A 25,841-nucleotide genomic window follows, 5' to 3' on the forward strand; every position below is an offset into this window, starting at 1 on the left:
CGTGGGCGCGTTCTGTCAACACCCGTGCGACCTGGGCCTTTTGCCCAAATTGCCTGGTCAGTGCCCGGGATGCGCAGGTCGGGAACGCGTGCCCGAGCCATCGATCGGCGGTACGGAATCCTCCGACGTCACTCGTTCGGTCGCACGTAGACCGGGTGTCCGGCGACCACCGTCCGCAGACAGACCGGCAGTTCGGCGCCGGGGGTCAGATCCGGCAGCCCGGGCGTGCCGGAGCGGGGATCGGTGGACCACCGGGCGACCCGGTCGTCGGGGGCCTGGACCAGGAGCTCGGCGGTCCGCCAGACGGCGTAGTCGGCGGGTGCGCCCGGCACCAGGAGCCCGGCGTCGTCGCGGCCGATGGCCCGCCAGCCGCCCCGGGTGTGCGCGGTGAAGCCGGCCCGGACGGAGATGCGGTGGGCGGGGGTGCGGTGGTGGGCGGCGGCCCGGACGGTGCCCCAGGGGTCGAGCGGGGTGACGGGGCTGTCGGAGCCGAAGGCGAGCGGGACTCCGGCGCGCAGGAGGGCGGCGTACGGGTTCAGCGTGGCCGCCCGCTCCGCGCCGAGGCGCTGGGCGTACATGCCCTCGGGGCCGCCCCAGGCGGCGTCGAAGGCGGGCTGGACGGAGGCGGTGAGCCCCAGCTCGGCGAAGGCGGCGATGGTCTCGGGGGTGAGCATCTCGGCGTGCTCGACCCGGTGGCGGGCGGCGCGGATCCTGGCCAGGCCGAGCGTCTCGGCGGCGGCCCGTACGCCCTCCACGACGGCGGTGACGGCCGCGTCGCCGATGGCGTGGAAGCCCGCCTGGAGGCCGGCCTCGGTGCAGGCGGTGACATGGGCGGCGATCCGGGCGGCGTCCAGGTGGGCGGTGCCGGTCTGCGGGTCGTCGGCGTACGGCTCGTGCAGGCAGGCGGTGTGGGAGCCGAGGGAGCCGTCCACGAAGAGGTCGCCGGCCGCGCCGATGGCGCCGAGCTCACGGATGCGGCGGGCGCCCTTCTCGTCGGCGATCTCCTCGGCCCAGAGGCCGAAGACCCGGGGTCCGGGCCGCTCGGCGGCGAGGGCCAGGAGGGAGGTGAAGTCCTCCTCGTCGGAGATCTCGGGCCCGGCGCACTCGTGGAGGGTGCCGATGCCCAGGGAGGCGGCGTGGTCGAGCGCGGCGCGCTGGGCGGCGGAGCGCTGGGCCGGGGTGAGGGCGTTGTGCGCGGCGGCGCGTACCGCGTGGTGGGCGTCGCCGGTCAGCGGGGCGTCGGGGTGGTAGCCGGACTTCGCCGTGACGCCCGGGACGAGGTCCAGCAGGGCGGTGGTGACGACGGCGGAGTGCACGTCGATCCGGGGCAGGTACAGGGCGCGGCCGCCGGCCGCCTCGTCGAGCTCGGCGCGCGAGGGGTGGCGCTGTTCGGGCCAGCGGGCCGCGTCCCAGCCGTGGCCGAGCAGGACGTCGGTGCCGGCGTGCCGGTTCGCGAACGCACGGACGAGGCCGAGGGCTTCGGGGAGCGTACGGGCGCCGGAGAGGTCGAGCCCGGTGAGGGCCAGGCCGGTGGCGGTGGTGTGGACGTGGGCGTCGGTGAACGCCGGGGTGACCAGGGCGCCCTCCAGGTCGACGACCTCGTCGACGCCGCTCGCGAAGGCGTCGGCGGCCCCTTCGGAGCCCACCCAGGCGACGTGCCCGCGCTCCACCACCATCGCGGTGGCGAACGGGTCGGCCGGGCTGTGGACGTCTCCCCCGCGCAGCAGCAGGGTGCGGTGTTCGGGGGCGCTCTGGGGGGCGGTGCTCTCGGTCATGGGACCAGTCTCGCGCCTGCCGGGTTCCGGCAGGCCCGCGGCCCCCTCAGACGCGCGGCGGCCGCGCCTCGTACGGCGTGGACAGGACCACCGTCGTCCGGGTCGAGACGCCCGCCAGCGTACGGATCCGGGTGAGCAGGTGCTCCAGCTCCAGCGGGGTCGCCACGCGCACCTTGAGGATGTAGTTCTCGTCCCCGGCGACGCTGTGACAGGCCTCCAGCTCGGGTACCCCCGCGAGCCGTTCCGCGATGTCGTCGGGCGCGCTGGGGTCGAACGGCTTCACCGAGATGAACGCGGTGAGGGGCAGCCCGACGGCCTCGGGGTCGACGACGGCGGCATAGCCGCGGATCACCCCGCGCTGCTCGAGCCGGCGCACGCGCTGATGAACGGCCGAGGTGGACAGGCCGGTGGCCTTGCCCAGGTCGGTGTAGCTCATCCGCCCGTCCTTGACGAGCAACTCCACAATCTGACGGTCCAGCTCCTCCATGCGGATCAACCTATGGCCCCGGGTGCCTGTCGGCACAGTCGCGCGGGTCACGGAACGGCACCTGCGGGCGGCATGTGACGAACACCACAGACCTACGGGTCGGTATCAGGCCCCCTCGCGGTTATCGGCAGCGAGCGGAGGGAAGTGCTTGCTGTGGTCGTGGCCGTGGCGCTGTGCCGGCCCACCCGAGGGGGGAAGATCCCATGCAGAGCATCAAGCTCACCGGACGTACCGAACCGGAGCCTGTCGATCCCGACGAGGACGACGGCGCCGATGCGTACGACATGTTCGAGATGTTCCGGGTGGTCTGCCCGGACTGCGCCCAGCCGATCGCGCTGCTGGCCGACGAGGACGTCCTCCCGGAGCACGCCCGGTGCCCCACCCCGTGGAATCCGTTCGTGCTCACCGTCTGCTCCGGCACCGGCCGTCTCGCGGCGGACGCCCGGCCCGCCGACGAGACGCTGGAGCCCCAGGAGCAGGAGGCGGCGCTGCTGCTGACGCTCCCCCAGGGGCTCGACTGGCGGATGCAGCCCTTCTCGCACGCCGGCGGCCCCGGCTCCCGCCCGCTGCGGGTGGACCGGATGCGGCGCGAGGCCGCCTGAGCCGCCGCCCGCGGCCGTAGGGACGTTCGTCGGCGGGTGCTCACGGGCACCCGCCGTAACGGGCACCCGCCGAACTGGCACTCGGTTCGCGGCGGCAGTGACCCGGGCCCGCCCCGGGGCGTTGACCCCGTATGACGACGCTGCATTCACCAGTCGGCTCGGGGCGCCGCCGTCTCGCTCCCCCGGCGCCCGAAGAATCGGTTCCGCAGCCGCAGCCGCTGCCCCGGTCGACAGGGAACTCCCCGATGGCCTCCCCCGTCGACCCGCCCATCTACAGCGCCCTGCTGCGGGACTGGCGCGGCAGCGGCCGGACCGTGCCGGGCCACCGCGACCCGGAGTGGAACCAGGCCGCCGCGCTCCCGGCCTGGTCGGACCGGCCGCCAGGGGGTGTCGGACTCCCTCTGAGGGTCAGCGGGTCTCCGGACCCGCGAGGTGGCGTGCGATGACCATGCGCTGGATCTGATTGGTGCCTTCCACGATCTGGAGCACCTTGGCCTCGCGCATCAGCCGCTCGACCGGGAAGTCGAGGGTGTAGCCGTAGCCGCCGAGCACCTGGACGGCGTCGGTGGTCACGCGCATGGCCGCGTCCGTACAGAAGAGCTTCGCCATGGCCGCCGGGCGGGAGAAGGGCTCTCCCGCGTCGCGCAGCCGTGCCGCCTCCAGGTAGAGCGCCCGACCGGCCTCGATCTGGGTGGCCATGTCGGCGAGCATGAAGCGCAGCCCCTGGAAGTCCGCGATGGGGCGGCCGAACTGGCGCCGGTCGGTGGCGTACCGCACGGCCTCGTCCAGGGCCGCCTGGGCGACCCCGACGGCACAGGCGGCGATGCCGAGGCGGCCAGAGTCGAGCGCGGACAGGGCGATGGCGAAGCCCTGGCCCTCGGCGCCGATGCGGCGGTCGTCACCGACCCGTACGCCGTCGAAGTTGAGCTGGGCCGTGGGCGAGCCCTTCATCCCCATCTTCTTCTCGGGGAGCGCGGCGTTCAGGCCTTCGGCGTCGCCGGGGACGAGGAAGGCCGTGATGCCGCGGGGGCCGTCCACGCCGGTGCGGGCGAGCACGGTGTAGAAGTCGGCCACGCCGCCGTGGGTGATCCACGCCTTGGTGCCGGTGATGACCCAGTCGTCGCCGTCGCGTACGGCCTTGGTGCGCAGCGACGCGGCATCCGAGCCGGAGGCGGGCTCGGAGAGGCAGTAGGCGCCCAGCAGGCCGCCGGAGAGCATCGCCGGGAGGTGCGCGGCCTGCTGCTCCCCGGTGCCGTAACCGGCGAGCGCGTGGCAGGCCAGGGAGTGGACGCTGACGCCGAGGCCGACGGTGAGGCGGGCCGCGGCCAGCTCCTCCAGCACCTGGAGGTAGACCTCGTAGGGCTGGTCGCCGCCGCCGTGGGCGGAGCCGTAGGGAAGTCCGAGGAGGCCGGACTCGGAGAGGAGGGTGAAGACCTCGCGCGGGAAGTGGCCCGCGTCCTCCTCCTCCGCCGCCCGGGGGGTGATCTCCTTGGACACGATGTCGCGGACGAGCGCGACGAGCTGCCGGGACTCCTCGGTGGGCAGACGGCGTTCCACCGGCTGCGGGGCACGGTCGGACATGACGGCGCTCTCCTCCCTGTCGGGCGTTGCGACGGTCGCGCGCTCGGGGTGTGAGAGGCGCCGCCGGGTGATCTCCCGGAACGGAGCCGGGAAAAAGCAGACTGCCCAGCCGATCCTGCCCTCCCGGGTCCCAGGGGGCGCGGTCAGCGGCTGTAGCGGGTTGAGTATGCCCGATCGGATGCCTCCCGTCACGGGTGAAGAGCTGGTCAAAGGGGCTGGAGAGCTTCGCGAAGATCCGCGAATTGGTCCGGACCATTGACCCAACTGGTCTGATCCTTCTCGGGTCTCCCCCGCGAGGAGCCACGATGCTCACACCGCACCGTTCCCACGCCCGGCTCCGTGCGCTCGCCGCGGCCGCCTGTACGGCGGCGCTCGGCGCTACCCTGCTCGGCGTCGCGGGCATGTCTCCGGCCGGCGCGGCGCCCGTCGCACAGCCTTCCGCGGCCCCGCCGCCGAGACCACCCCCACAGCGGCCGGCGACAAGGTGATCGGACACTTCACCAACTGGGGCACGTACGACCGCGACTGCCACGTCAAGCACATCGTGACGTCAGGTTCGGCGGGGAAGCTCATCCGCGCAGCACGGTGTTCGTGCGGCGGCAACGTTCGCCGTCCGGGCGGGAGATCTTTCGCTTTTCGGACAGGAATCTTTTCGGCATACGTGCGGGAACTTTTTCGGCCACCTGGCCGACTACTGCCCCATGGGAAGAGACCTCGACGGAGGACCCCGGGTCGGAGCGCGCGAGGGGGCTGGCTACCTTGTCTCCATGCGTGCACGGGGCGGCTGGCCGACGCGAGCGGCCAGGGGCCTGCTCTGCGGCTCCGCCTGCCTGCTTCTCGGCGCCGTGAGCCATGTCGCGGCGGGCGGACGTCTGCCCGGGGCGGGGGTGCTCGCCCTCCTGTTCCTCGCGCTGAGCGCGCAGGGCGCCCTGCTCTTCGGCGGCCGGCGGCGGCGCCGCTTCGACGTCGTGACGTTGCTGCTGGGCTCCACGCAATTCGCTCTGCACGGCGCCTTCCACTTCCTCCCGGCGCCCGGCGGAGCCTCGCACTCCGCGATGCCCGCCGGGCACGAGCAGCACATGTCCGGGCCGGCCGACGGCCACGGTGACGAGCACGCCATGGACACCGGGATGGCCCTCGCCCATGCGGCGGCCACCCTCGGAACGGCCCTCTGTGTGATCTACGGGGAGCGGGTGCTGCGGCGCCTCGCGGCCCTGTTCGTCCCCCGCGTCGCCCTCCGGACCGCCCCGTCCCTCCCCTGCCTTCCCCGGACGCGCCCGGTGCCGCCGGTGGTCGCGCGGATCCGGTTCGGGGCGCTCCTCGCCCGGGCCTGCCACCGGCGTGGGCCGCCGGCGGCGGCTGTGGCCTGACGGTCCCCGCACCCAGCCGCGAGCGCCGGAGCTGATCCGGCGCCCTGAGGCGTACGTGCGGGAGCCGCCGGGTCGCGAACTCCACCGCGTCCCACCGCCCGGGCAGAACCGGCCCCCACCGGCAGGTCGCCGAGTCTCCCTCCGCCCTGCCCTCCGAGGAGCACGCATGTCTCGCAGAACCGAAGAAATACCGCAGAACGACCACGACCCCACCGGCACCGCGACAGGCGAGCCGGACGGCGACAGACCGAACGGCCTGACGAAACCGGCCGCCCCCACGACGGACGGCTTCGCGAAACCGGCCATCGCCACGACGGACGGCCTCGCGGAACCCGCCGCCACCACGGACGCCCTCGCGAAACCCGCCACCGCCACCATGACGGACGACCCCGCGAAACCGGCCGACGGTCCCGGCGCCATCACCGAACCCGACCCCGGCCGGCCCCGTTCCTGGGAGGCCGTACGCCACCTCCTGGTCCGGCTGCACTTCTACGCCGGTGTGCTCGTCGCCCCCTTCCTGCTGGTGGCCGCGCTGACCGGACTGGCCTACACCCTCACGCCCCAGCTCGACCAGCTCCTCTACGGCGACCAGTTGCGGGTCGAGCGGGTCGGGGACGGGCCCCGTCCGCTGGCCGAGCAGATAGCCGCCGCGCGGGCGGCGTACCCCGAGGGCACCGTGGCGTCGGTGGTCACCCCGCAGGGCCCCGAGGAGACCACGCGGGTGGTGCTCGCGGTGCCGGAGCTGGGCGAGAAGCAGCGCACGGTCTTCGTCGACCCGTACACCGCCGAGGTACGGGGTGAGCTGACGACCTGGTTCGGGTCGACGCCCCTCACCACCTGGCTCGACGACCTCCACCGCAATCTCAACCTCGGCGAGACGGGCCGCCTGTACTCCGAGGTCGCCGCGAGCTGGCTCGGGGTGACCGTCCTGGGCGGCCTCGTCCTGTGGCTCGGGCGCAGCCGGGGACAGCGTGCTAAGTCGGCCCGGGGCGCCCTGCTTCCGGACCGCAAGGCCCGAGGAGTGCGCCGGACGCGGAGCTGGCACGCGGCCACCGGGGTGTGGCTGGCGGTGGCGCTGCTCTTCCTCAGCGCCACCGGTCTCACCTGGTCGAACTACGCGGGTGAGCGGTTCGGGCGGCTGCTGGACGCGGCGAACGGCAACGCCCCGGCCCTCGACACCGCCCTCCCGGGTGCCGAGGCCCCCGTCGAGGACCACTCGGACCACGCCGGCCACGGCGGCGGCGAAGCGACGGCCGACGCCGACCCGGCCGACTTCGACGCGGCCCTCACGGCGGCAAGGAACGCGGGGCTCGGGGGCACGGTGGTGGTCACGCCCGCGGCGGACGCGGCGAGCGCGTGGACCGTGGCGCAGAACGACAACGTCTGGCCGGTGCACTACGACCGGGTGGCCGTGGACGTCGCCGGCGGCGAGATCACCTCACGCACCTACTGGGCCGACCACCCGGCCCTGTCCAAGCTCAGCAAGCTGGGCGTGCAGGGGCACATGGGCGTGTTGTTCGGGGTCGTCAACCAGATCGTGCTGGCACTGGTCGCCCTGGGCCTGACGGCCGTGATCGTCTGGGGCTACCGCATGTGGTGGCAGCGGCGCCCCACCCGCGCCGACCGCCGGGCGCCGGTCGGCAGGGCCCCGGAGCGCGGGGCCTGGCGGCGGCTCCCGCTCCCGGTCCTGATCCTGGGCATCCCGGCGGTCGCCGCCCTGGGCTGGGCGCTGCCCGTCCTGGGGGTGACCCTGGCCGGGTTCCTGGTGGTCGACGTGGTGGCGGGGGCGGTCCGCCGACAGCGACGTACCGCCTGAGTGTCCGGTACGAGGCGCTCGTCCGGGACCACCCGGCCGAGCGCCTCACCTCGGCTCTACTTGCGACCGACGCCCGCGTACATCGCGACGTCCGGCACCGGCGCCTCGGGCCGCCACGCGGAGCAGGACACCACCCCGGGCTCCAGCAGCTCCAGGCCGTCGAAGTAGCGCGCGACGGCGGCGGGGGTCCGTTGGGTGAGCTTCGGGGTGCCGTGCTCGTTCCAGAAGGCCACCGCCTCGTCGACGTCCGGCATGTCGGGGTGGGTGACCGTGTGGGACAGGACGAGGTGGCTGCCGGGGGCGAGCGCGTCCAGGAGCCGGCGGACGAGGGCGTACGACTCCTCGTCGTCCTCGATGAAGATGACGACGCCGAGCAGCATCAGCGCGACCGGCTGCGAGAGGTCGAGCGTCTTCGCGGCGGTGGCCAGGATCGTGTCGATGTCCCGCAGATCGGCGTCCAGGTAGTCGGTGCGCCCTTCGGGCGTCCCGACCAGCAGGGCACGCGCGTGCGCCAGGACGAGCGGGTCGTTGTCCACGTACACGACCCGCGCGTCGGGGGTGACTCGCTGGGCGACCTCGTGCGTGTTGTCGGCGCTCGGCAGCCCCGTCCCGATGTCCAGGAACTGCCGGATGCCCTCCTGCCCGGCCAGGTGACGGACCGCCCGTCCCAGGAACAGCCGGTCCGCCTTCGCGTACTCGCCGATGCCGGGGTGCAGCGCCCGGATCCGGTCTCCGGCCTCCCGGTCGACGGGGGAGTTGTCCTTCCCGCCGGTCCAGTAGTTCCAGATCCGGGCGGTGTGCGGCCGGGTCGTGTCGATGCGCGATTCGATGTCGGTCACCGCGTCAATTTATCGCACTGCCCCATCAACTCCCCTGCGCCACAAGCTCTTTGACGGAGTCACAGCAGGTCGAGCGACCGCAGCGCGCGGCGCTGCCCCGGCGTCGGCCCGGACGGCCAGTACACGTAGCAGACCCCGCCCGTACCGCTCCGCACCTGCCCGCTCGCGTTGTAGCGCTTGGTGCGCAGCCAGATGTTCTCCCAGTCGCGCCGCGGATAGACGCGCCGTACCGCCTCGTTGTCCGGGGAAGCGGGGTCGTTGGCGATCACGTCACCCGCCGGGGTGAACCCGACCACGGCCATCAGGTGGCCCGCCGTCCCGTAGCCCGCCCCGGGCAGCTCCTCCGCCAGGAAGGACTGCGAGGTGATGACGGGGATTCCGGCGTGGACCAGCCGCTCCAGGTCGGTGAGCGAGCCGAGGCGGGTGACGACCGCGTTCAGGTCCCGGTAGGTGGCGGCGTAGGCGGCGTTGAAGGGCCAGTTGCCGCAGCCGCCGTACTGATAGTCGTACGTATAGCGGGCGGCGTGGCAGACCTGGGGGTCGGGCAGGCCCGGCCGGACCCAGGCGAGGTCCTCGGCGGTGGGTTTGCGGCCCCAGTACTCGACGATCATCTGCGAGGAGGTGGGGCTGCACCAGGCCTCGCCGCCGTTGTCGTACTCGGGGTACTGGCCGATGTGGACGTTCTGCGAGTAGCGCGGGACCCGCAGTTCGCGGGCGTGGGCGGGGGTGGTCGCCGGGACCGTGAAGCGGTCGGGGACGGCGGAGGCCATCGCGCCGACGCGCCAGACCGTGGGGGTGAGGCGGGTGCCCGGGGTGCGGTACAGGGTGAGGCGGAGGCGGTACGAGGCGAACCGTACGCCGCTCGCCGCGTCGTCCACCGAGAGGGTGTCGGTCCAGACCGAGCTGTACGGGTCCCCCTGGGCGTCCACCGAGGTGCGGCGGATGTCGCCGTCGCCGGAGGCCCAGCGGCCCATCACGAACCAGGGGGTCGCCGTGCCGTCCGCGTAGGTGGCGCTCAGCTCGATGGCGATCCAGGTGCCCGCGGGCGTACGGGCGTTCCAGGAGGTGATCAGTTCGGTGGCGGGGACGGCGGAGCGGTGGAGCGGCGAGGTCCAGGTGGCGTACTCCCAGGCGGCCGTGCTGCCCGTGTGCGGGTCGGTGTAGTCGGTGCGGCCGGCGGGCGTGGCGATGGCCAGGCCGGGGCGGACGCCGGCGAGCACCCGGGTGCCGTCGCCGGAGCCCCGGCGCCAGTCGGTGTACGTGTGCCAGAAACGGTTGTCCACGAGGGGTGCGGCTGCCTGGGGTGCGGAGAGCTTGGACGTGGGTGCGGCTGCCGCGGGGGTGGCTGACACGGCGGCGGCGGCCGCTGCGGGAGTTGCTGACGCGGCGGCGGCCGCTGTGGCGAGTGCGGCGGTCAGGACGGTCCTGCGTGAGGTCGGACTGGTCATGGGCGAGACCCCCGGTCATGGGTGGGAGTGGGGCTGCGGATGCCGATCGGTGGGCCAACTATCCCGTCTCCCGCCTCGGTCGGGCCAGTGATTCGCCCTGTGCCGCGCCACCAATATGGGTCTGGACCACTGGCGTGACCTGCGGCGGGCCGGGCTCGTCGGCTTCCGGCCCGTACCCTGGGGCCATGAACGACCTGGCCCGCCACGCCGACGCCCTGCGCTCGCTCCCAGCCTCCTGCGGGCCGGTCCGGCTCGTCGCGGTGGACGGGCACGCGGGGTCGGGCAAGAGCACGTACGCCGCCCGGCTGGCGGAGGCCCTGGGGGGTGCGCCGGTGCTCCATCTGGACGATCTCGCCACCCACGAGGAGTTGTTCGGCTGGGTCGGGCGGCTGCGGGACCAGGTTCTCCTGCCCCTCTCACGCGGCGAGCCCGCCCGGTACGCCCCGTACGACTGGACCGAGCGGCGCTTCGGCCCGGCGCGGACCCTGGAGCCGGCCCCGGTGGTCCTGGTCGAGGGCGTCGGGGCGGGCCGCCGGGAGGTGCGGCCCTGGCTGGCGGTGCTGTGCTGGATGGAGCTGGAGCGGACGGCGTCCTGGGGGCGCGGGAGGGCGCGGGACGGCGCGGGGGTGACGGAGTTCTGGGACGGGTGGACCGCAGCCGAGGAGGCGCACTTCGCCGGGGACCCTTCGCGCCCATACGCCGATCTGCTGGTACGTCAGTTGCCCAAGGGGTACGCGTGGCAGGAGGGGCCCGGTACGACAGCGGGAGCGAACCGTTTCGTCACCGACGGTAGGCAGCGCACTCCCCCGTACTGAGCAGTCGGAAATCAGTCCGGAAGTGCCTCAACTCGGCTTGACCGAGGGGCCGTACTGGTCTTACGTTCTCATTGTGCGGCTTTTCGGAGCCCCCGCAGACGCGAAGCCCCCGGTTGTTCCCCCGTGATCGGGGGCTTCGTCCTGTGCGCGCACCGCCGCCCGGCGACCACACAGAGCGATCCGCTCACTTTCGGTCACCGCCCGCCTGGTCCACCGTTGACCGGCCCGCTCCCCCGTGCGCAGGTACGATGCCCCTCGGTGCGGTCAATTCCCTTCCTCCGCGCAGTGATTCGGCACGCTCAGATGGGCATGCTGTGCGGGCGGGACATCCTGGGGGAACGGTTGGCGTGGGGGACCTGATGGACATCGGCACACCGGGCGCACAAGCCCCCGCCGACCTCGCCTGGCTGCGTGGCATGGACGCCTACACGATGGGCGCCTACCCGCAGGCGGAGGAGGAGTTCAGAGCTGCGGTACGGATCGATCCCGGCATGGCGGACGGCTGGCTCGGCCTCCACGCGCTGCGCATCGACACCGCCACCGCGCTCTTACGCATGTACCGGCACCGCGACCGCTTCGGCGAACAGCGGGCCCGGCACCGCCGCCCGCTCAACTCCTGGTACTGGCTGGGCTGGTGGGTGCAGCCGCTGCTGGAGAGCCCACGCGATCTGCTGCTCGCCCACGCCTCGCACTGGCTGGACGGACGCCATGTGCCGGAGCTGGACCGGGCGTTGGCGGGTCTGCCGCCGGTGGACGCCGACCCGCAGGTGCGGTTCCTGCACGCCTGCCGCTCGTATCTGGTCAAGGACTGGGAGCAGTTGGTCCGTTACACCGAGCAGCTCGTCGACGACCCGATGCTCGGCATAGAGGCCGGCCTCTTCGGGGGCATGGCCCGGGTCCGGCTGGAGATGTACGGGCAGGCCGAACCGCTGCTCGCCGCCGCCCTGATGCGCTGTCGCAGCGAGCAGCCCCAGCGCAAGGAGCTGCGCTACTGGCTGGCGCGGGCCCATGAGGGCACCGGGCGCGGCGCGGCGGCGCTGCCGCTGTACCGGGCGGTGCACCGGGTCGACCCGGCGTTCATGGACACCTCGGCCCGTCTCGCGGCGCTCGTGGAGGGCGACGGGTACGACGAGTCCGCCGACCTGGCCGCCGTGATGCTGACCGGCTTCGGCTCGGGCGGTGCGGGAGGGGCGGGGGCGGAGGCGCTCCCGGACGGCGACGCGACACTGGGGACGGATCTGGTGGACGGCCGCGAGTCGTGGCCGATGAGCGAGGCCGGGCTGCTCGGTGACAGCGACGGCGCCGCGGACGGCCCGGCGCCGTCTCCGACCGGCCCTGCCGAGGGCGTACGGCGGACGAAGACGCGGAAGCCGCCGGCGTTCCCGGCCGGGCCGAGCGATCCGGTCCTGCTGGCCGAGGCGCTGGCCCAACTGGAGCGCATGGTCGGCCTGGAGCCGGTGAAGCGGCAGGTGAAGGCGCTCTCCGCGCAGCTCAACATGGCCCGGCTGCGGGCCGAGCAGGGGCTCCCGGTCCAGCCGCCGAAGCGGCACTTCGTCTTCTCGGGCCCCTCCGGCACCGGCAAGACGACGGTCGCCCGCATCCTGGGCCGGGTCTTCTACGCGCTGGGGCTGCTCGGCGGCGACCATCTGATCGAGGCCCAACGGTCCGACCTGGTGGGCGAGTTCCTGGGCCAGACGGCGGTGAAGGCCAACGAGCTGATCGACTCGGCGCTCGGCGGGGTGCTCTTCGTCGACGAGGCGTACAGCCTGGCCAACTCCGGTTACAGCAAGGGCGACGCGTACGGCGACGAGGCCCTCCAGGTCCTGCTGAAGCGGGCGGAGGACAACCGGGACCACCTCGTCGTCATCCTCGCGGGCTACCCGGAAGGCATGGACCGGCTGCTCGCCACCAACCCCGGGCTCTCCTCCCGGTTCACCAGCCGGGTCGACTTCCCCAGCTACCGCCCGCTCGAACTCACCGCGATCGGCAGCGTGCTGGCCGCCGAGAACGACGACGTGTGGGACGAGGAGGCGGTCGACGAGCTGCGCTCCATCAGCGGCCATGTGGTGGACCAGGGCTGGATCGACGAGCTGGGCAACGGCCGCTTCCTGCGCACGCTGTACGAGAAGAGCTGCGCCTACCGCGATCTGCGGCTCTCCGGGTATCCGGGGACGCCGAGCCGGGAGGACCTGTCCACGCTCCGGCTGCCGGACCTGATGCAGGCGTACGGCGAGGTGCTGTCCGGGCGCGGACCGGTGGGGCGGGGGAAGCAGGAGCCGGGCGGGGTGTGAGGCCTCGGGAGCGGCCCGTACGGGGGTGGGCCGGGCAGGGTCATTCCCGCTCTGCCCACCCCCGTACCCCTCAGGAGACCAGCGCCCGGTCCTCCGGCCCCGCGACGTCCACCGTGCGCAGGGGCACCGGCACCACCCGGTGGGCCGGGTCGCGGACCTCGCCCACCAGCGTCTCCAGGACGTCCTCCATCGCCACCAGGCCGAGGATGCGGCCCGAGCCGTCCGCGACCTGGGCCAGGTGCGTCGCGGCGCGGCGCATCACCGTCAGGGCGTCGTCGAGCGGGAGTTCGGCCCGTACGGTGGTCATCGGGCGCCAGAGCTGCTGCGGGACCGGGCGGTCGGCGTCCTCCAGGTCCAGGACGTCCTTGACGTGCAGGTAGCCCATGAAAGGGCCATCGCCGCCCTCCGCGCGGACGGGGAAGCGGGAGAAGCCGGTCCGTACCGTCAGCTCCTCGATCCGGCGCGGGGTCACCGACGGGTCCACGGTCACCAGGCCGCCCCGCTCCAGCAGGACGTCGCTGACCGGGCGGCTGCCCAGGCCCAAGGCATCCTCCAGGCGTTCCTGGGCGTCCGGGCCGAGCAGCCCGGCCTGGCCGGAGTCCTCGACCAGGCGGTTGAGCTGCTCGCTGGTGAAGACGGCCTCCACCTCGTCCTTCGGTTCGACGCCGAAGAGCCGCAGCACCGCACCCGCGCAGGCGCCCAGTGCGGTGGTGACCGGACGGCACAGCCGGGCGAAGGCGACCAGGCCGGGGCTGAGCCGGAGCGCGGTGCGCTCGGGAGCGGCCATGGCGAGGTTCTTCGGGACCATCTCGCCGATGACCAGGTGCAGGGCGACGACGAGGGCGAGGGCCAGCGCGAAGCCGAGCGGGTGGATGAGCCCTTCGGGGAGGTGGGCCAGGTGGAAGACCGGCTCCAGGAGGCGGGCCACGGTCGGCTCGGCGACGGCTCCGAGGGTGAGCGAGCAGACGGTGATGCCGAACTGGGCGGCGGCCATCATCCGCGGCAGGTTCTCCAGCCCGTACAGGACGGTCCGGGCCCGGCTCGACCCTTGTGCGGCCAGCGGTTCGATCTGGCTGCGGCGGACGGAGACGAGGGCGAACTCGGCGCCGACGAAGAAGCCGTTCGCCAGCACGAGGAAGGCGGCGAGGAGGAGTTGGAGCAGGCTCATCGCACGGCCTCCAGCAGGGCGGGTGCGGGCTCCGGCAGGGCGGGGGCGGGCTCCGGCAGGGCGGGTACGGGCTGCGGCAGGGCGGGTACGGGCTCCGGCAGGGCGGGAGCGGATGAGTCCGGCGTGCCGTGTGCCGATGCCTTCAGCGGGGCTCGTACGGGCTCCTGCGGGCCGGGGATCCGAGTGAAGCGGACCCGCTCCGCGCGGTTGTGGCCGACCCGGCGGACGGTGATCCGCCAGCCGGGGAGTTCGGCCTGGTCACCGGGGGCGGGGATGCGGCCCAGCAGGTCGGCGACGAGCCCGGCGACGGTCTCGTACGGCCCCTCCGGCAGCTCCAGGCCCGCCCGGCTCAGGGTGTGGACCCGGCAACTGCCCTCGGCGTCCCAGGCCGGGCGGCCGTCCTCACCGGTGGCGGGGGTGAGGTCGGGGCGGTCGGAGCCCACCGCGTCGTGCTCGTCACGGACCTCGCCGACGAGCTCCTCGATGATGTCCTCCAGGGTGACGACCCCGGCGGTGCCGCCGTACTCGTCGACCACGACGGCTATCGGCTGCTCGTGGCGCAGCCGCCGCAGCAGCCGCTCCACGGGCAGGGTCCCGGGCACCAGGAGCGGGGCGAGCGCGATCCGGCCGGCCGGAGTGCGCAGCCGCTCGTGGGCGGGGACGGCGAGGGCGTCCTTGAGATGGACCATGCCGACGACCTCGTCGATCCGGTCCCGGTAGACCGGGAAGCGGGAGAGGCCGGTGGCGCGGGTGAGGTTGAGGACGTCCTGGGCGGTCGCGGAGGAGTGCAGGGCGCTGACCTGCACCCGGGGGGTCATGACGTGCTGGGCGGTGAGCCCGGCCAGCGACAGGGTCCGTACGAAGAGGTCGGCGGTGTCCTGTTCCAGGGCGCCGGCCTCGGCGGAGTGGCGGGCCAGGGAGACCAGTTCGCCGGGGGTGCGGGCGGAGGCCAGCTCGTCGGTGGGCTCGACGCCGATGAGCCGCACCAGCCGGTTGGCCAGCGTGTTCAGCGCGGTGATGACGGGGCGCAGGAGGGTGGCGAAGCGGGCCTGTGGTCCGGCGACGAAGCGGGCGACCTGGAGCGGCCGGGAGACCGCCCAGTTCTTGGGGACGAGTTCGCCGACGACCATCTGGACGGCGGAGGCCAGCAGCATCCCGATGACGATGCCGACGCCGGGGACCGCGCCCGCGGGCAGCCCGGTGGCGGTGAGGGGTCCGGTGAGCAACTGGGCGAGGGCCGGTTCGGCGAGCATGCCGACGACCAGGGAGGTGATGGTGATGCCGAGCTGGGTGCCGGAGAGCTGGAAGGAGAGTTCGCGCAGGGCGTGGACGACGGTACGGGCCCGTCGGTCGCCTTCGGCGGCCGCGCGTTCGGCGTCGGGCCGGTCCACGGTGACGAGGCCGAACTCGGCCGCCACGAAGAACCCGTTGGCGAGGATGAGGAGGAAGGCCGCCGCGAGGAGCAGCAGAGGGGTGGTCATGAGGCCGCCGCCTCCGGGGAAGGGGCGGCGCAGGTATTACCGGACGATCCGTCCATTGCTGGAGGGAGTCACTCCTTGGGTCGCAGGAAGGCCCCGCGGGCCCCGGGCAGGGGGCCGTGGATCGGGCGGGGCGGGGCGCACGGGGCGCCGCCGCCCACCAGAGTAGACAACAGGGCCCCGCGCGGCGCGGGTGCTCCGCCGGTCAGGGGGTGTCGTCGCCGGCGGCCGAGCGGGACTCGGTGAGGGCGCGCAGGGCGCGGGCGTCGCGGATGGCCTGCTCCTTCGCCATGCCGGGCTGGATGCCGAGGGCGGGCATGCTGGTGCCGTCACTGAGGTCGAGGAAGACCCAGGGGTCGCCGGACCGCAGGTTGACGCGGAGGATCTCCTCCCAGGCCAGCCTGCGGGTCCGGGTGATGTTGACGACGGTGACCCCGGTGTCGTCGGCGGTGACCCGGGGCCTGCTGAGCAGGGCCAGGACGCCGAGGAAGAGCGCGGCGACGAAGATGAAGGTGATCCGCTCCCCCGGGTTGAGCCGCTCCAGCATCAGGGCGATGACCGTGATGACGAGGAACATCGCCAGGCCCACGCTCAGCAGGACCACCCGGGTGAGGGTGGGCCGGAAGGTGACCGGGAGGGCGGGAACGTCGGGCCGGGGCGCGGACATCGGGGTCTTCTCTCGGGTTGTGCGGCGGCCGGGTGTGCCGTGGCCGTGGTGCTCAGAGGCGGCAGGCGTGGATGGCCGTGGTGAGGATGGCGCGGGCGCCGAGCTCGTACAGGTCGTCCATGATCCGCTGGGCCTCCTTGGCGGCGACCATGGAGCGGACGGCGACCCAGCCCTCGTGGTGCAGCGGGGAGATGGTCGGCGACTCCAGGCCCGGGGTGAGGGCGACGGCGCGCTCCAGGTGCTCCACGCGGCAGTCGTAGTCCATCATCACGTAGGACCGGGCGACCAGGACGCCCTGGAGACGGCGCAGGAACTGCTGGACCTTGGGGTCGTCGGTCGGGGCGCCGTTGCGGCGGATGACGACGGCCTCGGAGGTCATGATCGGCTCGCCGATCACTTCCAGGCCCGCGTTGCGCATGCTGGTGCCGGTCTCGACGACGTCCGCGATGATCTGGGCGACGCCCAGCTCGATGGCGGTCTCGACCGCACCGTCGAGGTGGACGATGGACGCCTTGACGCCGGACTCCTTGAGGTGGGCGTCGACGATGCCCTCGTACGAGGTGGCGATCGTCATGCCGTCGAAGTCCTGCGGGCCCGTGGCGGTGCCGGGCTTGGTGGCGTAACGGAAGGTCGAGCGGGCGAAGCCGAGCTGGAGGATCTCCTCGGCGTCGGCGCCGGAGTCCAGGAGCAGGTCGCGGCCGGTGATGCCGATGTCGAGCTTGCCGGAGCTGACGTAGATCGCGATGTCCCGGGGGCGGAGGTAGAAGAACTCGACCTCGTTCGCCGGGTCGACCAGGACCAGCTCCTTGGACTCCTTGCGCTGCTGGTAGCCCGCCTCATGGAGCATCGCCATCGCAGAGCCGGAGAGTGCACCCTTGTTGGGGACGGCGATGCGCAGCATGAGGTCAGGTTCCTTTGTGCGAAGGGAGAACGGGGGAAGTGCGGTGCTCGCGGGCCGGGCTCGGAGATGCGGGCTCAGAGGTGGGCGTAGACGTCGTCGAGGGAGATGCCGCGGGCGACCATCATCACCTGGACGTGGTACAGCAACTGCGAGATCTCCTCGGCAGCGGCCTCCTTGCCCTCGTATTCGGCGGCCATCCAGACCTCGGCGGCCTCCTCGACGACCTTCTTGCCGATGGCATGGACGCCCTTGTCCACCAGTTCGGCGGTACGCGAGGTGGAGGGGTCGCCTTCGGCGGCCTTGAGCTGGAGCTCGGCGAAGAGCTCTTCGAAGGTTTTGTTCGCCATGATGGTCCTCAGAATACGGGGTCGCCCGGGGGTACTCAGCGCCAGGGTTCGCTGACGGTCCGCAGCGTGGCGGCGGTGGCCACGGCCGCGGTGACCGCTTCGTGCCCCTTGTCCTCGTTGGACCCCTCGATGCCCGCCCGGTCGAGCGCCTGCTCCTCGGTGTCACAGGTGAGGACGCCGAAGCCGACGGGGACGCCGGTGTCGACGGTGACCTGGGTGAGGCCCAGGGTGACGCCCTGGGACACGTACTCGAAGTGGGGGGTGCCGCCCCGGATGATCACGCCGAGGGCGACGATCGCGTCGTAGCCGCGGCCGGCGAGCACCTTGGCGACGACGGGCAGCTCGAAGGAGCCGGGGACGCGGAGCAGCGTCGGCTCGTCGATGCCCAGCTCGTGCAGGGCGCGCAGGGCGCCGTCGACGAGGCCGTCCATGACCTTCTCGTGCCACTGGGCCGCGATGACGGCCACCCGGAGGTCGGCGCAGTTGCGTACGGACAGTTCGGGGGCACCCTTGCCGCTCATGGTTCTCCTGAAGTTCGTGACGAGGTTTTCGGTGGTTACTGGTTGGCGCAGGGCGACGCGGGAGCGCCGTCGAGCCAGGGCAGGTCGTGGCCCATCCGGTCGCGCTTGGTGCGCAGGTACCGCAGATTGTGCTCGCCGGCCTGGACGGGCATCGGCTCCCGGCCGGTGACGGCGAGTCCGTGGCGCAGGACGGCGTCGGTCTTGTCGGGGTTGTTGGTCATCAGCCGGAGGCTGCGTACGCCGAGGTCCTTGAGGATCTGCGCGCCCGCCGCGTAGTCGCGGGCGTCGGCGGGCAGACCGAGCTCCAGGTTGGCGTCGAGGGTGTCCACGCCGCGCTCCTGGAGTTCGTACGCGCGCAGCTTGGAGAGCAGGCCGATGCCGCGTCCTTCGTGGCCCCGGAGGTAGACCACGACGCCCCGGCCCTCCTCGGTGATCCGCTGCATGGAGGCGTGCAGCTGGGGGCCGCAGTCGCAGCGCTGGGACTGGAAGATGTCGCCGGTCAGGCACTCGGAGTGGATGCGGACGAGGATGTCCTCGCCGCCGTTCTCCGTGACGTCGCCGTGGACGAGGGCGACGTGCTCGACGCCGTCGACGGTGGAGCGGTAACCGTACGCGGTGAAGTCGCCGAACGCCGTGGGCAGGCGGGTGGCGGCCTCGCGGCGGACGGTGGGCTCGGCGCTGCGGCGGTAGGCGATCAGGTCCTCGATGGAGATGATCGTCAGGCCGTGCTTGCGGGCGAAGGGGACCAGCTCGGGCAGGCGCAGCATGGTGCCGTCCTCCCCCGCGATCTCCACGATCGCTCCGGCCGGGCGGAGTCCGGCGAGCTTGGCGAGGTCGACGGCGGCCTCGGTGTGGCCGTTGCGGACGAGGACGCCGCCGGAGCGGGAACGCAGCGGGAAGATGTGGCCGGGGCGGACGAAGTCGCCGGGTCCGGCGGTGCCGCCCGCAAGCATCCGCAGGGTGGTGGCGCGGTCGGCGGCGGAGATGCCGGTGGTGACGCCGTGCGCGGCGGAGGCGTCGACGGAGACGGTGAAGGCGGTCTGCATCGACTCGGTGTTGTCGGCGACCATCTGCGGGAGTTCGAGCCGCTCCAGCTCGTCGCCCTCCATGGGTGCGCAGATCAGGCCGCGGCACTCGCTCATCATGAAGGCGACGATCTCCGGGGTCGCCATCTCGGCGGCGATGACGAGGTCGCCCTCGTTCTCGCGGTCCTCGTCGTCCACGACCACGACGGGCCGGCCGGCGGCGATGTCACGGATGGCCTGCTCGACGGGGTCCAGGGAGAGGTCCTCGGCGAGCGGATCGTGGCCGGGGTGCAGCCAGGTGGGCTGGGCAGTCATGCCGTGGCTCCTTCCAGAGCGGGTGTCCGCGTACGCAGCCACCAGTCGCGCATGCCCCACAGGACGAGGGCGCCGTAGATGATGTAGACGAAGCCGGAGAAGGCGAAGCCGTTGGCGAAGTTCAGCGGGACGCCGACGAGGTCGACCAGGAGCCAGGCGAACCAGAACTCGACCATGCCCTTGGCCTGGGCGTACATCGCGACGATCGTGCCGACGAAGATGTACGCGTCCGGCCACGGGTCCCAGGAGAGCGACGGGAAGAGGGTGAACAGGCCACCGACGGCGAGGGTGCCGAGCGCTGCGGCGCCGATCAGCACACCGCGCTCGCGCCAGGTGGCGAAGCGGACGGCGAGGGAGCCGTCCTGGGCCTGCTGCTTGCCGCGCTTCCAGGACTGCCAGCCCCACAGGGCGACGGCGATGACGACGAGCTGCTTGCCCGCGCTGCCGGAGAGGTGGGCGGAGGCGAAGGCGACGAAGAGGATGGCGCCGGCGAGCAGTTGGGCGGGCCAGGTCCAGATGGAGCGCCGCCAGCCGAGGGCCAGGGCGACCAGGCCGATGAGGTTGCCGATCATGTCGGCCCACTTGATGTGCTGGCCGAAGAGGGTGAAGGCCTCGGAGTTGAGCCAGGAGACGGTGCTCATCGCGGGTCCTGCCCGGTGCCCTGGTCTCCGAGAGGCAGGTCCTGCCCGGCGGCCTGGCCTCCGAGAGGCAGGTCCTGCCCGGGGGCCTGGTCGCCCGGCAGCAGGCCCTGTGCGGACCGGTCGGCCGCCGACACTCCCTGTACGGCCCCGGACCGGTCCCCGAGCAGCCGCTCGACGTACTTGGCGATCACGTCCACCTCCAGGTTGACCGGGTCGCCGGGCTGCTTGTGGCCGAGCGTGGTCAGGGCGAGGGTGGTGGGGATGAGGCTGATGGTGAAGTGGTCGGCCGCCGCCTCGACGACGGTGAGGCTGACGCCGTCGACGGTGATGGAGCCCTTCTCGACGACGTACCGGGTCAGCTCGGACGGCAGGGAGACCTTGACGATCTCCCAATGCTCGGAGGGGGTGCGCTCGACGATGGTGCCGGTGCCGTCCACGTGGCCCTGGACGATGTGTCCGCCGAGCCGGCCGCCGAGCGCCATCGGGCGCTCCAGGTTGACGCGGGAGCCGGTGGTGAGGGCGCCGAGGCTGGAGCGCTTGAGGGTCTCGGCCATCACGTCGGCGGTGAACTCGCCCTCGGCGGTCTCCACGACGGTGAGGCAGACGCCGTTCACCGCGATGGAGTCGCCGTGCTTCGCGCCATCGGTGACGACGGGGCCGCGCAGCCGGAAGCGGGAGGCGTCGGTCAGGGGCTCGACGGCGGTGACCTCACCCAGTTCTTCGACAATTCCGGTGAACACTCAGTTTCCCTTCCGAGCAGGGGCGGGGGCGGCGGTGATGCGCAGATCGGGGCCGATGCGGACCGTCTCGGTCACATCGAGGCGCAACGCGCGGGACATGGTGGTGATTCCGGCGTCGCCGAGGGCCGCGGGGCCCGCGCCGAGGAGGACCGGGGCGAGATAGCCGACGACCTTGTCGACCTTTCCCGCGGCGACGAAGGCTCCGGCGAGGGTGGGGCCGCCTTCGAGGAGTACGGAGAGGACGCCGCGCCCGTGGAGCGCGGCGAGGAGGGCGTCGAGGTCCAGGCCGGGGCCGGTGGCGGCGCGGGGCAGCCGCACGACGGTGTCCTCGGGGAGGTGGTCGGCCGGGGCGTCGGCGGCGACCGCGATGAGGGTGGGCGCGATCGAGTCCAGGACCCGGGCGCCGGGCTTGACGGCCGTGGCGTCGGTGTCGACGACCACGCGCAGGGGCTGGGTGGCGCCGTCGATCGCGCGTACGCCCAACTGGGGGTCGTCCGCGCGGGCGGTGCCCGAGCCCACGATCACCGCGTCGGCCTCGGCGCGGAGCCGGTGGACGTCGGCGCGGGCCTCGGGCGAGGTGATCCAGCGGCTGGTGGTGTCGGCGGCGGCGATGCGGCCGTCGAGGGTGGCGGCGTACTTCCACAGGACGTACGGGCGGCCGAGGCGCACCGAGGTGAGCCAGGCGGCGTTGCCCGCCTCCGCCTCGTCGGCGAGGAGGCCCTGCTCGACCTGGACGCCGGCCGCGCGCAGGGTGTCGGCGCCCCCGGTGGCCTGCGGGTTCGGGTCGCCGACCGCGTACACGACCCGGCTGATCCCGGCGGCCAGGAGGGCCTGGGCGCAGGGGCCGGTGCGGCCGGTGTGGTTGCAGGGTTCGAGGGTGACGTAGGCGGTGCCGCCTCTGGCCCGCTCGCCGGCCGCGCGCAGGGCGTGGACCTCGGCGTGGGGTCCTCCGGCGCGCTGGTGGAAGCCTTCACCGGCCACGGCTCCGGAGGCGTCGGTGATCACACATCCGACGACCGGATTGGGGCTGGTGGAGCCGAGACCGCGGGCTGCGAGCGTGATGGCTCGGCCCATGGCGGTGATGTCGGCTGCGGTGGCCACCGGGTCCTCCTGCCTCTTCGGGCACGGACTCCGGGGCCTGTCGATGACGACAGATGAAGCGGGCTCATCAGGGGAAACGCCGGAAAACCCGAGAAGGGACGCAAGGATCCGGACCATCCCGGCCATGCGTCCGCCTACGGCGGCGTACCGATGACGAAACCGCCGCGCACTGCCTCCCATCCGGACTTTAACCGTCGGTCCAGGAATCCCACCTGGTCAACCGGCCGCTGGCTGCGGACGGGTCGCGGACTATAACCGCCGGTTCGGAATTGCACCGACCCCGGAGTGCGCTGCTACTGGTACGGAACCAGTCTGCCACGGACGCTCCTCGGCCATGCGGGTGAGCCCTGTGGGCTGGGTCACAGGACACCTGGCGCAAACCGGCCCAGAGGAAACCCGACAAGTGGGCGACAACGTAGTCATTCAGAAAGTTGAGCGCTAAAGGTCCAGACCTATTGACGCACTGGTCTAGTCCTCTTAATCTCTGCGTCACCTCCGAGGTTCGGTCCGACGGTGTGCGCACACCGGGACCCCGACACGACCCACCCCCTTTTCAGCCAGTTGTGTTCTGCCGACCTCCCCAGGAGGAACGTCCACATGCTGTCCCCCACCCGAGCGAGAGCCACGCTCCTCGCCGCCGGCGCCGCAGTCGCGGGCCTGCTGATGACCTCCCTCGCCGCCACCCCGTCGGCAGCCGCCGTCGACCACGAGTCCTGTCGTCCCGACGGCCTGTACAAGACCCCGGGCGCCGACACCGCGTACTGCACCGTCTACGACGGTGAGGGACGCGAGAAGATGGGCGCCGACCACAAGCGCCGCGTCATCGGCTACTTCACCAACTGGCGTACCGGCAAGGACGGCAAGGACGCCTACCTGGTCCCCAACATCCCCTGGGACAAGGTCACGCACCTCAACTACGCCTTCGCGCACGTCGACAGCTCCAACAAGCTCTCGGTCGGCCCCGACAGCGCCGACAACGCCTCCACCGGAATGACCTGGCCCGGTGTGGCGGGCGCGGAGATGGACCCGACGCTCCCGTACAAGGGTCACTTCAACCTGCTGACCAAGTACAAGAAGCAGCACCCCGACGTGAAGACCCTGGTCTCCGTGGGCGGCTGGGCCGAGACCGGCGGCTACTTCGGCCCGGACGGCAAGCGCGTCAACTCCGGCGGCTTCTACTCGATGGCGACCAACGCCGACGGCTCGGTCAACCAGACCGGCATCAACACCTTCGCCGACTCGGCCGTCACCTTCATCAAGAAGTACGGCTTCAACGGCGTCGACATCGACTACGAGTACGCGACGTCCATGAAGGACGCGGGCAACCCCATGGACCACACGCTGGCCAACGGCCGCCGCGCGGGCCTGGTGAAGGGCTACGACGCCCTGATGAAGACCCTGCGCGAGAAGCTGGACCGCGCGGGCGCCGCCGACGGCAAGCACTACCTGCTGACCGTCGCCGCCCCCTCCTCGGGCTACCTGCTGCGGGGCATGGAGACGTACCAGATGCAGAAGTACCTGGACTACGTCAACATCATGTCCTACGACCTGCACGGCGCCTGGAACGAGTACGTCGGCCCGAACGCCCAGCTGTTCGACGACGGTAAGGACAACGAGCTGGCACAGGCCGGTGTGTACACCACCTCGCAGTACGGCGGGGTCGGCTACCTCAACACCGACTGGGCCTACCACTACTTCCGCGGCTCGATGCCGGCCGGCCGGATCAACATCGGCCTGCCGTACTACACCCGCGGCTTCAAGAACGTCCAGGGCGGCACCGACGGCCTGTGGGGCAAGGCGGCCACGACCACCTGCCCGGCGGGCGCGGGGCTGACCAAGTGCGGTGACGGCGCGGTCGGCATCGACAACCTGTGGCACGACAAGGACGACAACGGCAAGGAATCGCCGGCCGGTTCCAACCCGATGTGGCACGCGAAGAACCTGGAGAAGGGCATCGCCGGCGACTACCTCGCCAGCTACGGCTTCCCCGCCAACACCCAGCTGACCGGCACCTACGTCCGTAAGTACGACTCCACGCTGGTCGCCCCGTGGCTGTGGAACGCCCAGAAGAAGGTCTTCCTCTCCACCGAGGACGAGCAGTCGGTGAAGCGCAAGGCCGACTACGTGGTCGACAAGGGCATCGGCGGCACGATGATCTGGGAGCTGGCGGGCGACTACCAGTGGAACGCCGCGAAGGGCCAGTACGAGACCGGCAACACGCTGACCACCGCGATGTACGACGCCTTCAAGTCGGCGGCCCCGTACGGCGCGAAGCGCTCCACGGTCACGCTGCCGACCGACGCCGTCAACATCGACGTCTCCTTCAACCAGTTCGCGCTCGGTGACTCCAACTACCCGATCAGCCCCAAGCTGAAGATCACCAACCGCACCCAGGCCACGCTGCCCGGCGGTACGGAGTTCCAGTTCGACTACTCCACCTCCGCCCCGGCCAACGCCAAAGACCAGTCCGGCTTCGGTACGTCGATCATCCGCAGCGACCACACGGCCGCCAACAACATCGGCGGGCTCAAGGGCCCCTACAACCGGGTCTCCCTGAAGCTCCCGGCCTGGCAGACGGTGGCCCCCGGCGCCTCGGTGGAGCTGGACTTCGTCTACTACCTGCCGACCTCCACCCCGTCCAACTGGACCGTGACCTTCGGCGGGAAGTCCTACGCCCTCGCCGGTGACCTGGCCCGTGGCACCACGCTGGTCGAGCCCGGCACCGGCACGAACCCGACGCCGACTCCGACGCCGACTCCGACCCCGACGCCGACCGGCCCCACCCCGACCCCCACCCCGACCCCGACGCAGCCGGGCGGCACCTGCACGGCCCCGGCGTGGAACGCGACCACCGAGTACGGCGGCGGCTCCACCGTCAGCCAGGACGGCCGCCAGTGGAAGGCCTCGTGGTGGACGAAGGGCGAGAAGCCCGGCACCACCGGCCAGTGGGGCGTCTGGAAGGACCAGGGCGCCTGCTAGCAGCGGTACGGCGGTGAGCGGATCGCACCCCGCCCACCGTCAGCCACCCCCCAGGGAAGCCCCGGCGTACGCCGCCGGGGCTTCCCGCACTCCCGCCGCCGTGCCGCGCCTCTGGCAAGCTGGCCCCATGACGACGATTCTGGTCACCGGCGCCACCGGAACACTCGGCCGCCAGGTCGCCGAACGGCTGCGCACCGAAGGCGCCGACGTCCGGGGCCTCAGCCGCCGCTCCCCCTCGTACGCCGTCGATCTGCGGGACGGCAAGGGGCTGGACGCGGCGGTCGACGGGGTGGACACGATCGTGCACTGCGCCAGCTCCCCGCGCGGCGGCGACGACCGGGCGGCGGGCTTCCTCATCGAGGCCGCGCAGCGGGCCCGGGTCCCCCATCTGGTCTACATCTCGATCGTGGGCGTGGACCGGGTGCCGCTCGGCTACTACACGCTCAAGCACCGGGTCGAGCGGATGATCGAGGACTCCGGGATCGGCGCGACGATCCAGCGGACGACGCAGTTCCACGACCTGGTCCTGTCCGTCGTCTCCGGCGCGGCGAAACTCCCCGTCGTCCTGCCCGTGCCCGCCGGGGTGTCGGTCCAGCCCGTCGACAGCGGCGAGGTCGCGGACCGCTTGGCCTCCCTCGCGCTCGGTGCTCCGGCGGGCCGGGTGCCGGACCTGGGCGGGCCCGAGGTCCGGGAGATCACCGACCTCGCCGGGGCCTACCTCCGTGCGACGGGGCGCAGGCGGCGGGTGGTGCCGGTGCGGCTGGCGGGGAAGGCGTACGCGGCGTACCGGAACGGCGGCCATCTGAGCCCGGAGCACGCGGTGGGGACCGTGACGTTCGAGGAGTTCCTGGCCCGGCGGCACCGGCGGGCAGGCTGAGCGCGGGCGCACGGGCCGGGCACGACCGTACGGGCTGAGCACCGCCGTACGGGCTGA

Annotated in this window: 21 protein-coding genes, 2 pseudogenes and 1 riboswitch; of the genes and pseudogenes, 8 read left to right on the forward strand and 15 right to left on the reverse strand. The window is 72.5% G+C overall.

What is annotated here, in order from left to right; translation table 11 throughout:
• Positions 1 to 128: 128 nt before the first annotated feature.
• On the reverse strand, positions 129 to 1,775 hold the full coding sequence (locus tag ACFWRT_RS31850; RefSeq protein ID WP_380953189.1) for an amidohydrolase: 1,647 nt from the start codon (positions 1,773 to 1,775) through the stop codon (positions 129 to 131).
• Between the two features lie 46 nt (positions 1,776 to 1,821).
• A complete protein-coding gene (locus ACFWRT_RS31855) occupies positions 1,822 to 2,262 on the reverse strand; it encodes an Lrp/AsnC family transcriptional regulator (RefSeq protein ID WP_015607305.1) in 441 nt (146 codons plus the stop codon).
• Positions 2,263 to 2,465: 203 nt separating this feature from the next.
• Between ACFWRT_RS31855 and ACFWRT_RS31860 the strand changes: the two genes are divergently transcribed.
• A complete protein-coding gene (locus ACFWRT_RS31860; RefSeq protein WP_380953188.1) occupies positions 2,466 to 2,864 on the forward strand; it encodes a hypothetical protein in 399 nt (132 codons plus the stop codon).
• Between the two features lie 408 nt (positions 2,865 to 3,272).
• On the opposite strand, the gene ACFWRT_RS31865 is transcribed toward ACFWRT_RS31860, so the two are convergent.
• Positions 3,273 to 4,445 (reverse strand): acyl-CoA dehydrogenase family protein, encoded by a 1,173-nt coding sequence (locus tag ACFWRT_RS31865; protein ID WP_380953187.1) that lies wholly within the window; start codon positions 4,443 to 4,445, stop codon positions 3,273 to 3,275.
• A 305-nt stretch (positions 4,446 to 4,750) separates the two neighbouring features.
• Here ACFWRT_RS31865 and ACFWRT_RS31870 point away from each other — a divergent pair.
• From ACFWRT_RS31870 to ACFWRT_RS31880, 3 genes and pseudogenes are all read left to right on the forward strand, one after another.
• Positions 4,751 to 5,016: pseudogene (locus tag ACFWRT_RS31870) on the forward strand (chitinase); the annotation flags it as partial.
• Positions 5,017 to 5,332: 316 nt separating this feature from the next.
• On the forward strand, positions 5,333 to 5,815 hold the full coding sequence (locus ACFWRT_RS31875; protein ID WP_380953217.1) for a hypothetical protein: 483 nt from the start codon (positions 5,333 to 5,335) through the stop codon (positions 5,813 to 5,815).
• A gap of 166 nt (positions 5,816 to 5,981) precedes the next feature.
• Positions 5,982 to 7,631: a PepSY-associated TM helix domain-containing protein gene (locus ACFWRT_RS31880; protein WP_380953186.1), complete on the forward strand. Its 1,650-nt coding sequence runs from the start codon at positions 5,982 to 5,984 to the stop codon at positions 7,629 to 7,631.
• A gap of 56 nt (positions 7,632 to 7,687) precedes the next feature.
• On the opposite strand, the gene ACFWRT_RS31885 is transcribed toward ACFWRT_RS31880, so the two are convergent.
• Together ACFWRT_RS31885 and ACFWRT_RS31890 are read right to left on the reverse strand one after the other, a co-directional pair.
• The gene (locus ACFWRT_RS31885) at positions 7,688 to 8,470 is read right to left on the reverse strand and encodes an SAM-dependent methyltransferase (RefSeq protein WP_380953185.1); all 783 of its coding nucleotides are present in this window, start codon (positions 8,468 to 8,470) and stop codon (positions 7,688 to 7,690) included.
• A 59-nt stretch (positions 8,471 to 8,529) separates the two neighbouring features.
• Positions 8,530 to 9,918: a peptidase C39 family protein gene (locus tag ACFWRT_RS31890; RefSeq protein ID WP_380953184.1), complete on the reverse strand. Its 1,389-nt coding sequence runs from the start codon at positions 9,916 to 9,918 to the stop codon at positions 8,530 to 8,532.
• Positions 9,919 to 10,103: 185 nt separating this feature from the next.
• Here ACFWRT_RS31890 and ACFWRT_RS31895 point away from each other — a divergent pair, with 185 nt between their 5' ends.
• Positions 10,104 to 10,733 carry a uridine kinase family protein gene (locus ACFWRT_RS31895; protein ID WP_380953183.1) on the forward strand — a complete coding sequence of 210 codons (630 nt, stop codon included), beginning with the start codon at positions 10,104 to 10,106 and terminating at the stop codon, positions 10,731 to 10,733.
• A gap of 359 nt (positions 10,734 to 11,092) precedes the next feature.
• On the forward strand, positions 11,093 to 13,024 hold the full coding sequence (locus ACFWRT_RS31900; protein WP_380953216.1) for an AAA family ATPase: 1,932 nt from the start codon (positions 11,093 to 11,095) through the stop codon (positions 13,022 to 13,024).
• Between the two features lie 70 nt (positions 13,025 to 13,094).
• Here the strand turns inward: ACFWRT_RS31900 and ACFWRT_RS31905 are convergent, their stop codons facing one another.
• From ACFWRT_RS31905 to ribD, 10 genes and pseudogenes are all read right to left on the reverse strand, one after another.
• The gene (locus ACFWRT_RS31905) at positions 13,095 to 14,192 is read right to left on the reverse strand and encodes a hemolysin family protein (protein WP_380953182.1); all 1,098 of its coding nucleotides are present in this window, start codon (positions 14,190 to 14,192) and stop codon (positions 13,095 to 13,097) included.
• A complete protein-coding gene (locus ACFWRT_RS31910; protein WP_380953181.1) occupies positions 14,189 to 15,673 on the reverse strand; it encodes a hemolysin family protein in 1,485 nt (494 codons plus the stop codon). Before ACFWRT_RS31910 ends, ACFWRT_RS31905 begins: the two co-directional genes overlap by 4 nt.
• A 202-nt stretch (positions 15,674 to 15,875) precedes the next feature.
• Positions 15,876 to 16,337: a PH domain-containing protein gene (locus ACFWRT_RS31915; protein WP_018512497.1), complete on the reverse strand. Its 462-nt coding sequence runs from the start codon at positions 16,335 to 16,337 to the stop codon at positions 15,876 to 15,878.
• A 52-nt stretch (positions 16,338 to 16,389) separates the two neighbouring features.
• Positions 16,390 to 17,238, reverse strand: a complete 849-nt coding sequence (hisG, locus tag ACFWRT_RS31920) for an ATP phosphoribosyltransferase (protein ID WP_380953180.1) — start codon at positions 17,236 to 17,238, stop codon at positions 16,390 to 16,392.
• Positions 17,239 to 17,312: 74 nt separating this feature from the next.
• Positions 17,313 to 17,585: a phosphoribosyl-ATP diphosphatase gene (locus ACFWRT_RS31925; RefSeq protein WP_018490177.1), complete on the reverse strand. Its 273-nt coding sequence runs from the start codon at positions 17,583 to 17,585 to the stop codon at positions 17,313 to 17,315.
• A 35-nt stretch (positions 17,586 to 17,620) separates the two neighbouring features.
• On the reverse strand, positions 17,621 to 18,106 hold the full coding sequence (gene ribH, locus ACFWRT_RS31930; protein ID WP_018512495.1) for a 6,7-dimethyl-8-ribityllumazine synthase: 486 nt from the start codon (positions 18,104 to 18,106) through the stop codon (positions 17,621 to 17,623).
• Positions 18,107 to 18,141: 35 nt separating this feature from the next.
• Positions 18,142 to 19,446, reverse strand: a complete 1,305-nt coding sequence (locus ACFWRT_RS31935; protein WP_380953179.1) for a bifunctional 3,4-dihydroxy-2-butanone-4-phosphate synthase/GTP cyclohydrolase II — start codon at positions 19,444 to 19,446, stop codon at positions 18,142 to 18,144.
• A complete protein-coding gene (locus ACFWRT_RS31940) occupies positions 19,443 to 20,087 on the reverse strand; it encodes a nicotinamide mononucleotide transporter family protein (RefSeq protein WP_380953178.1) in 645 nt (214 codons plus the stop codon). Before ACFWRT_RS31940 ends, ACFWRT_RS31935 begins: the two co-directional genes overlap by 4 nt.
• A 146-nt stretch (positions 20,088 to 20,233) precedes the next feature.
• A pseudogene (locus ACFWRT_RS31945) lies at positions 20,234 to 20,827 on the reverse strand (riboflavin synthase); the annotation flags it as partial.
• Complete coding sequence (gene ribD / locus ACFWRT_RS31950) at positions 20,828 to 21,928, reverse strand: bifunctional diaminohydroxyphosphoribosylaminopyrimidine deaminase/5-amino-6-(5-phosphoribosylamino)uracil reductase RibD (RefSeq protein ID WP_380953177.1); 1,101 nt, start codon at positions 21,926 to 21,928, stop codon at positions 20,828 to 20,830.
• A gap of 162 nt (positions 21,929 to 22,090) precedes the next feature.
• A riboswitch (FMN riboswitch) is annotated at positions 22,091 to 22,221 on the reverse strand.
• Positions 22,222 to 22,525: 304 nt separating this feature from the next.
• Between ribD and ACFWRT_RS31955 the strand changes: the two genes are divergently transcribed.
• The gene (locus ACFWRT_RS31955; protein WP_380953176.1) at positions 22,526 to 24,907 is read left to right on the forward strand and encodes a chitinase C-terminal domain-containing protein; all 2,382 of its coding nucleotides are present in this window, start codon (positions 22,526 to 22,528) and stop codon (positions 24,905 to 24,907) included.
• A gap of 127 nt (positions 24,908 to 25,034) precedes the next feature.
• Entirely contained in the window at positions 25,035 to 25,784 is a 750-nt protein-coding gene (locus ACFWRT_RS31960; RefSeq protein WP_380953175.1) for an SDR family oxidoreductase, read from the forward strand.
• The last annotated feature ends 57 nt before the right edge of the window (positions 25,785 to 25,841 follow it).

This window comes from Streptomyces cyaneofuscatus (genome assembly GCF_042718795.1).
Lineage (GTDB): Bacteria > Actinomycetota > Actinomycetes > Streptomycetales > Streptomycetaceae > Streptomyces > Streptomyces cyaneofuscatus_A.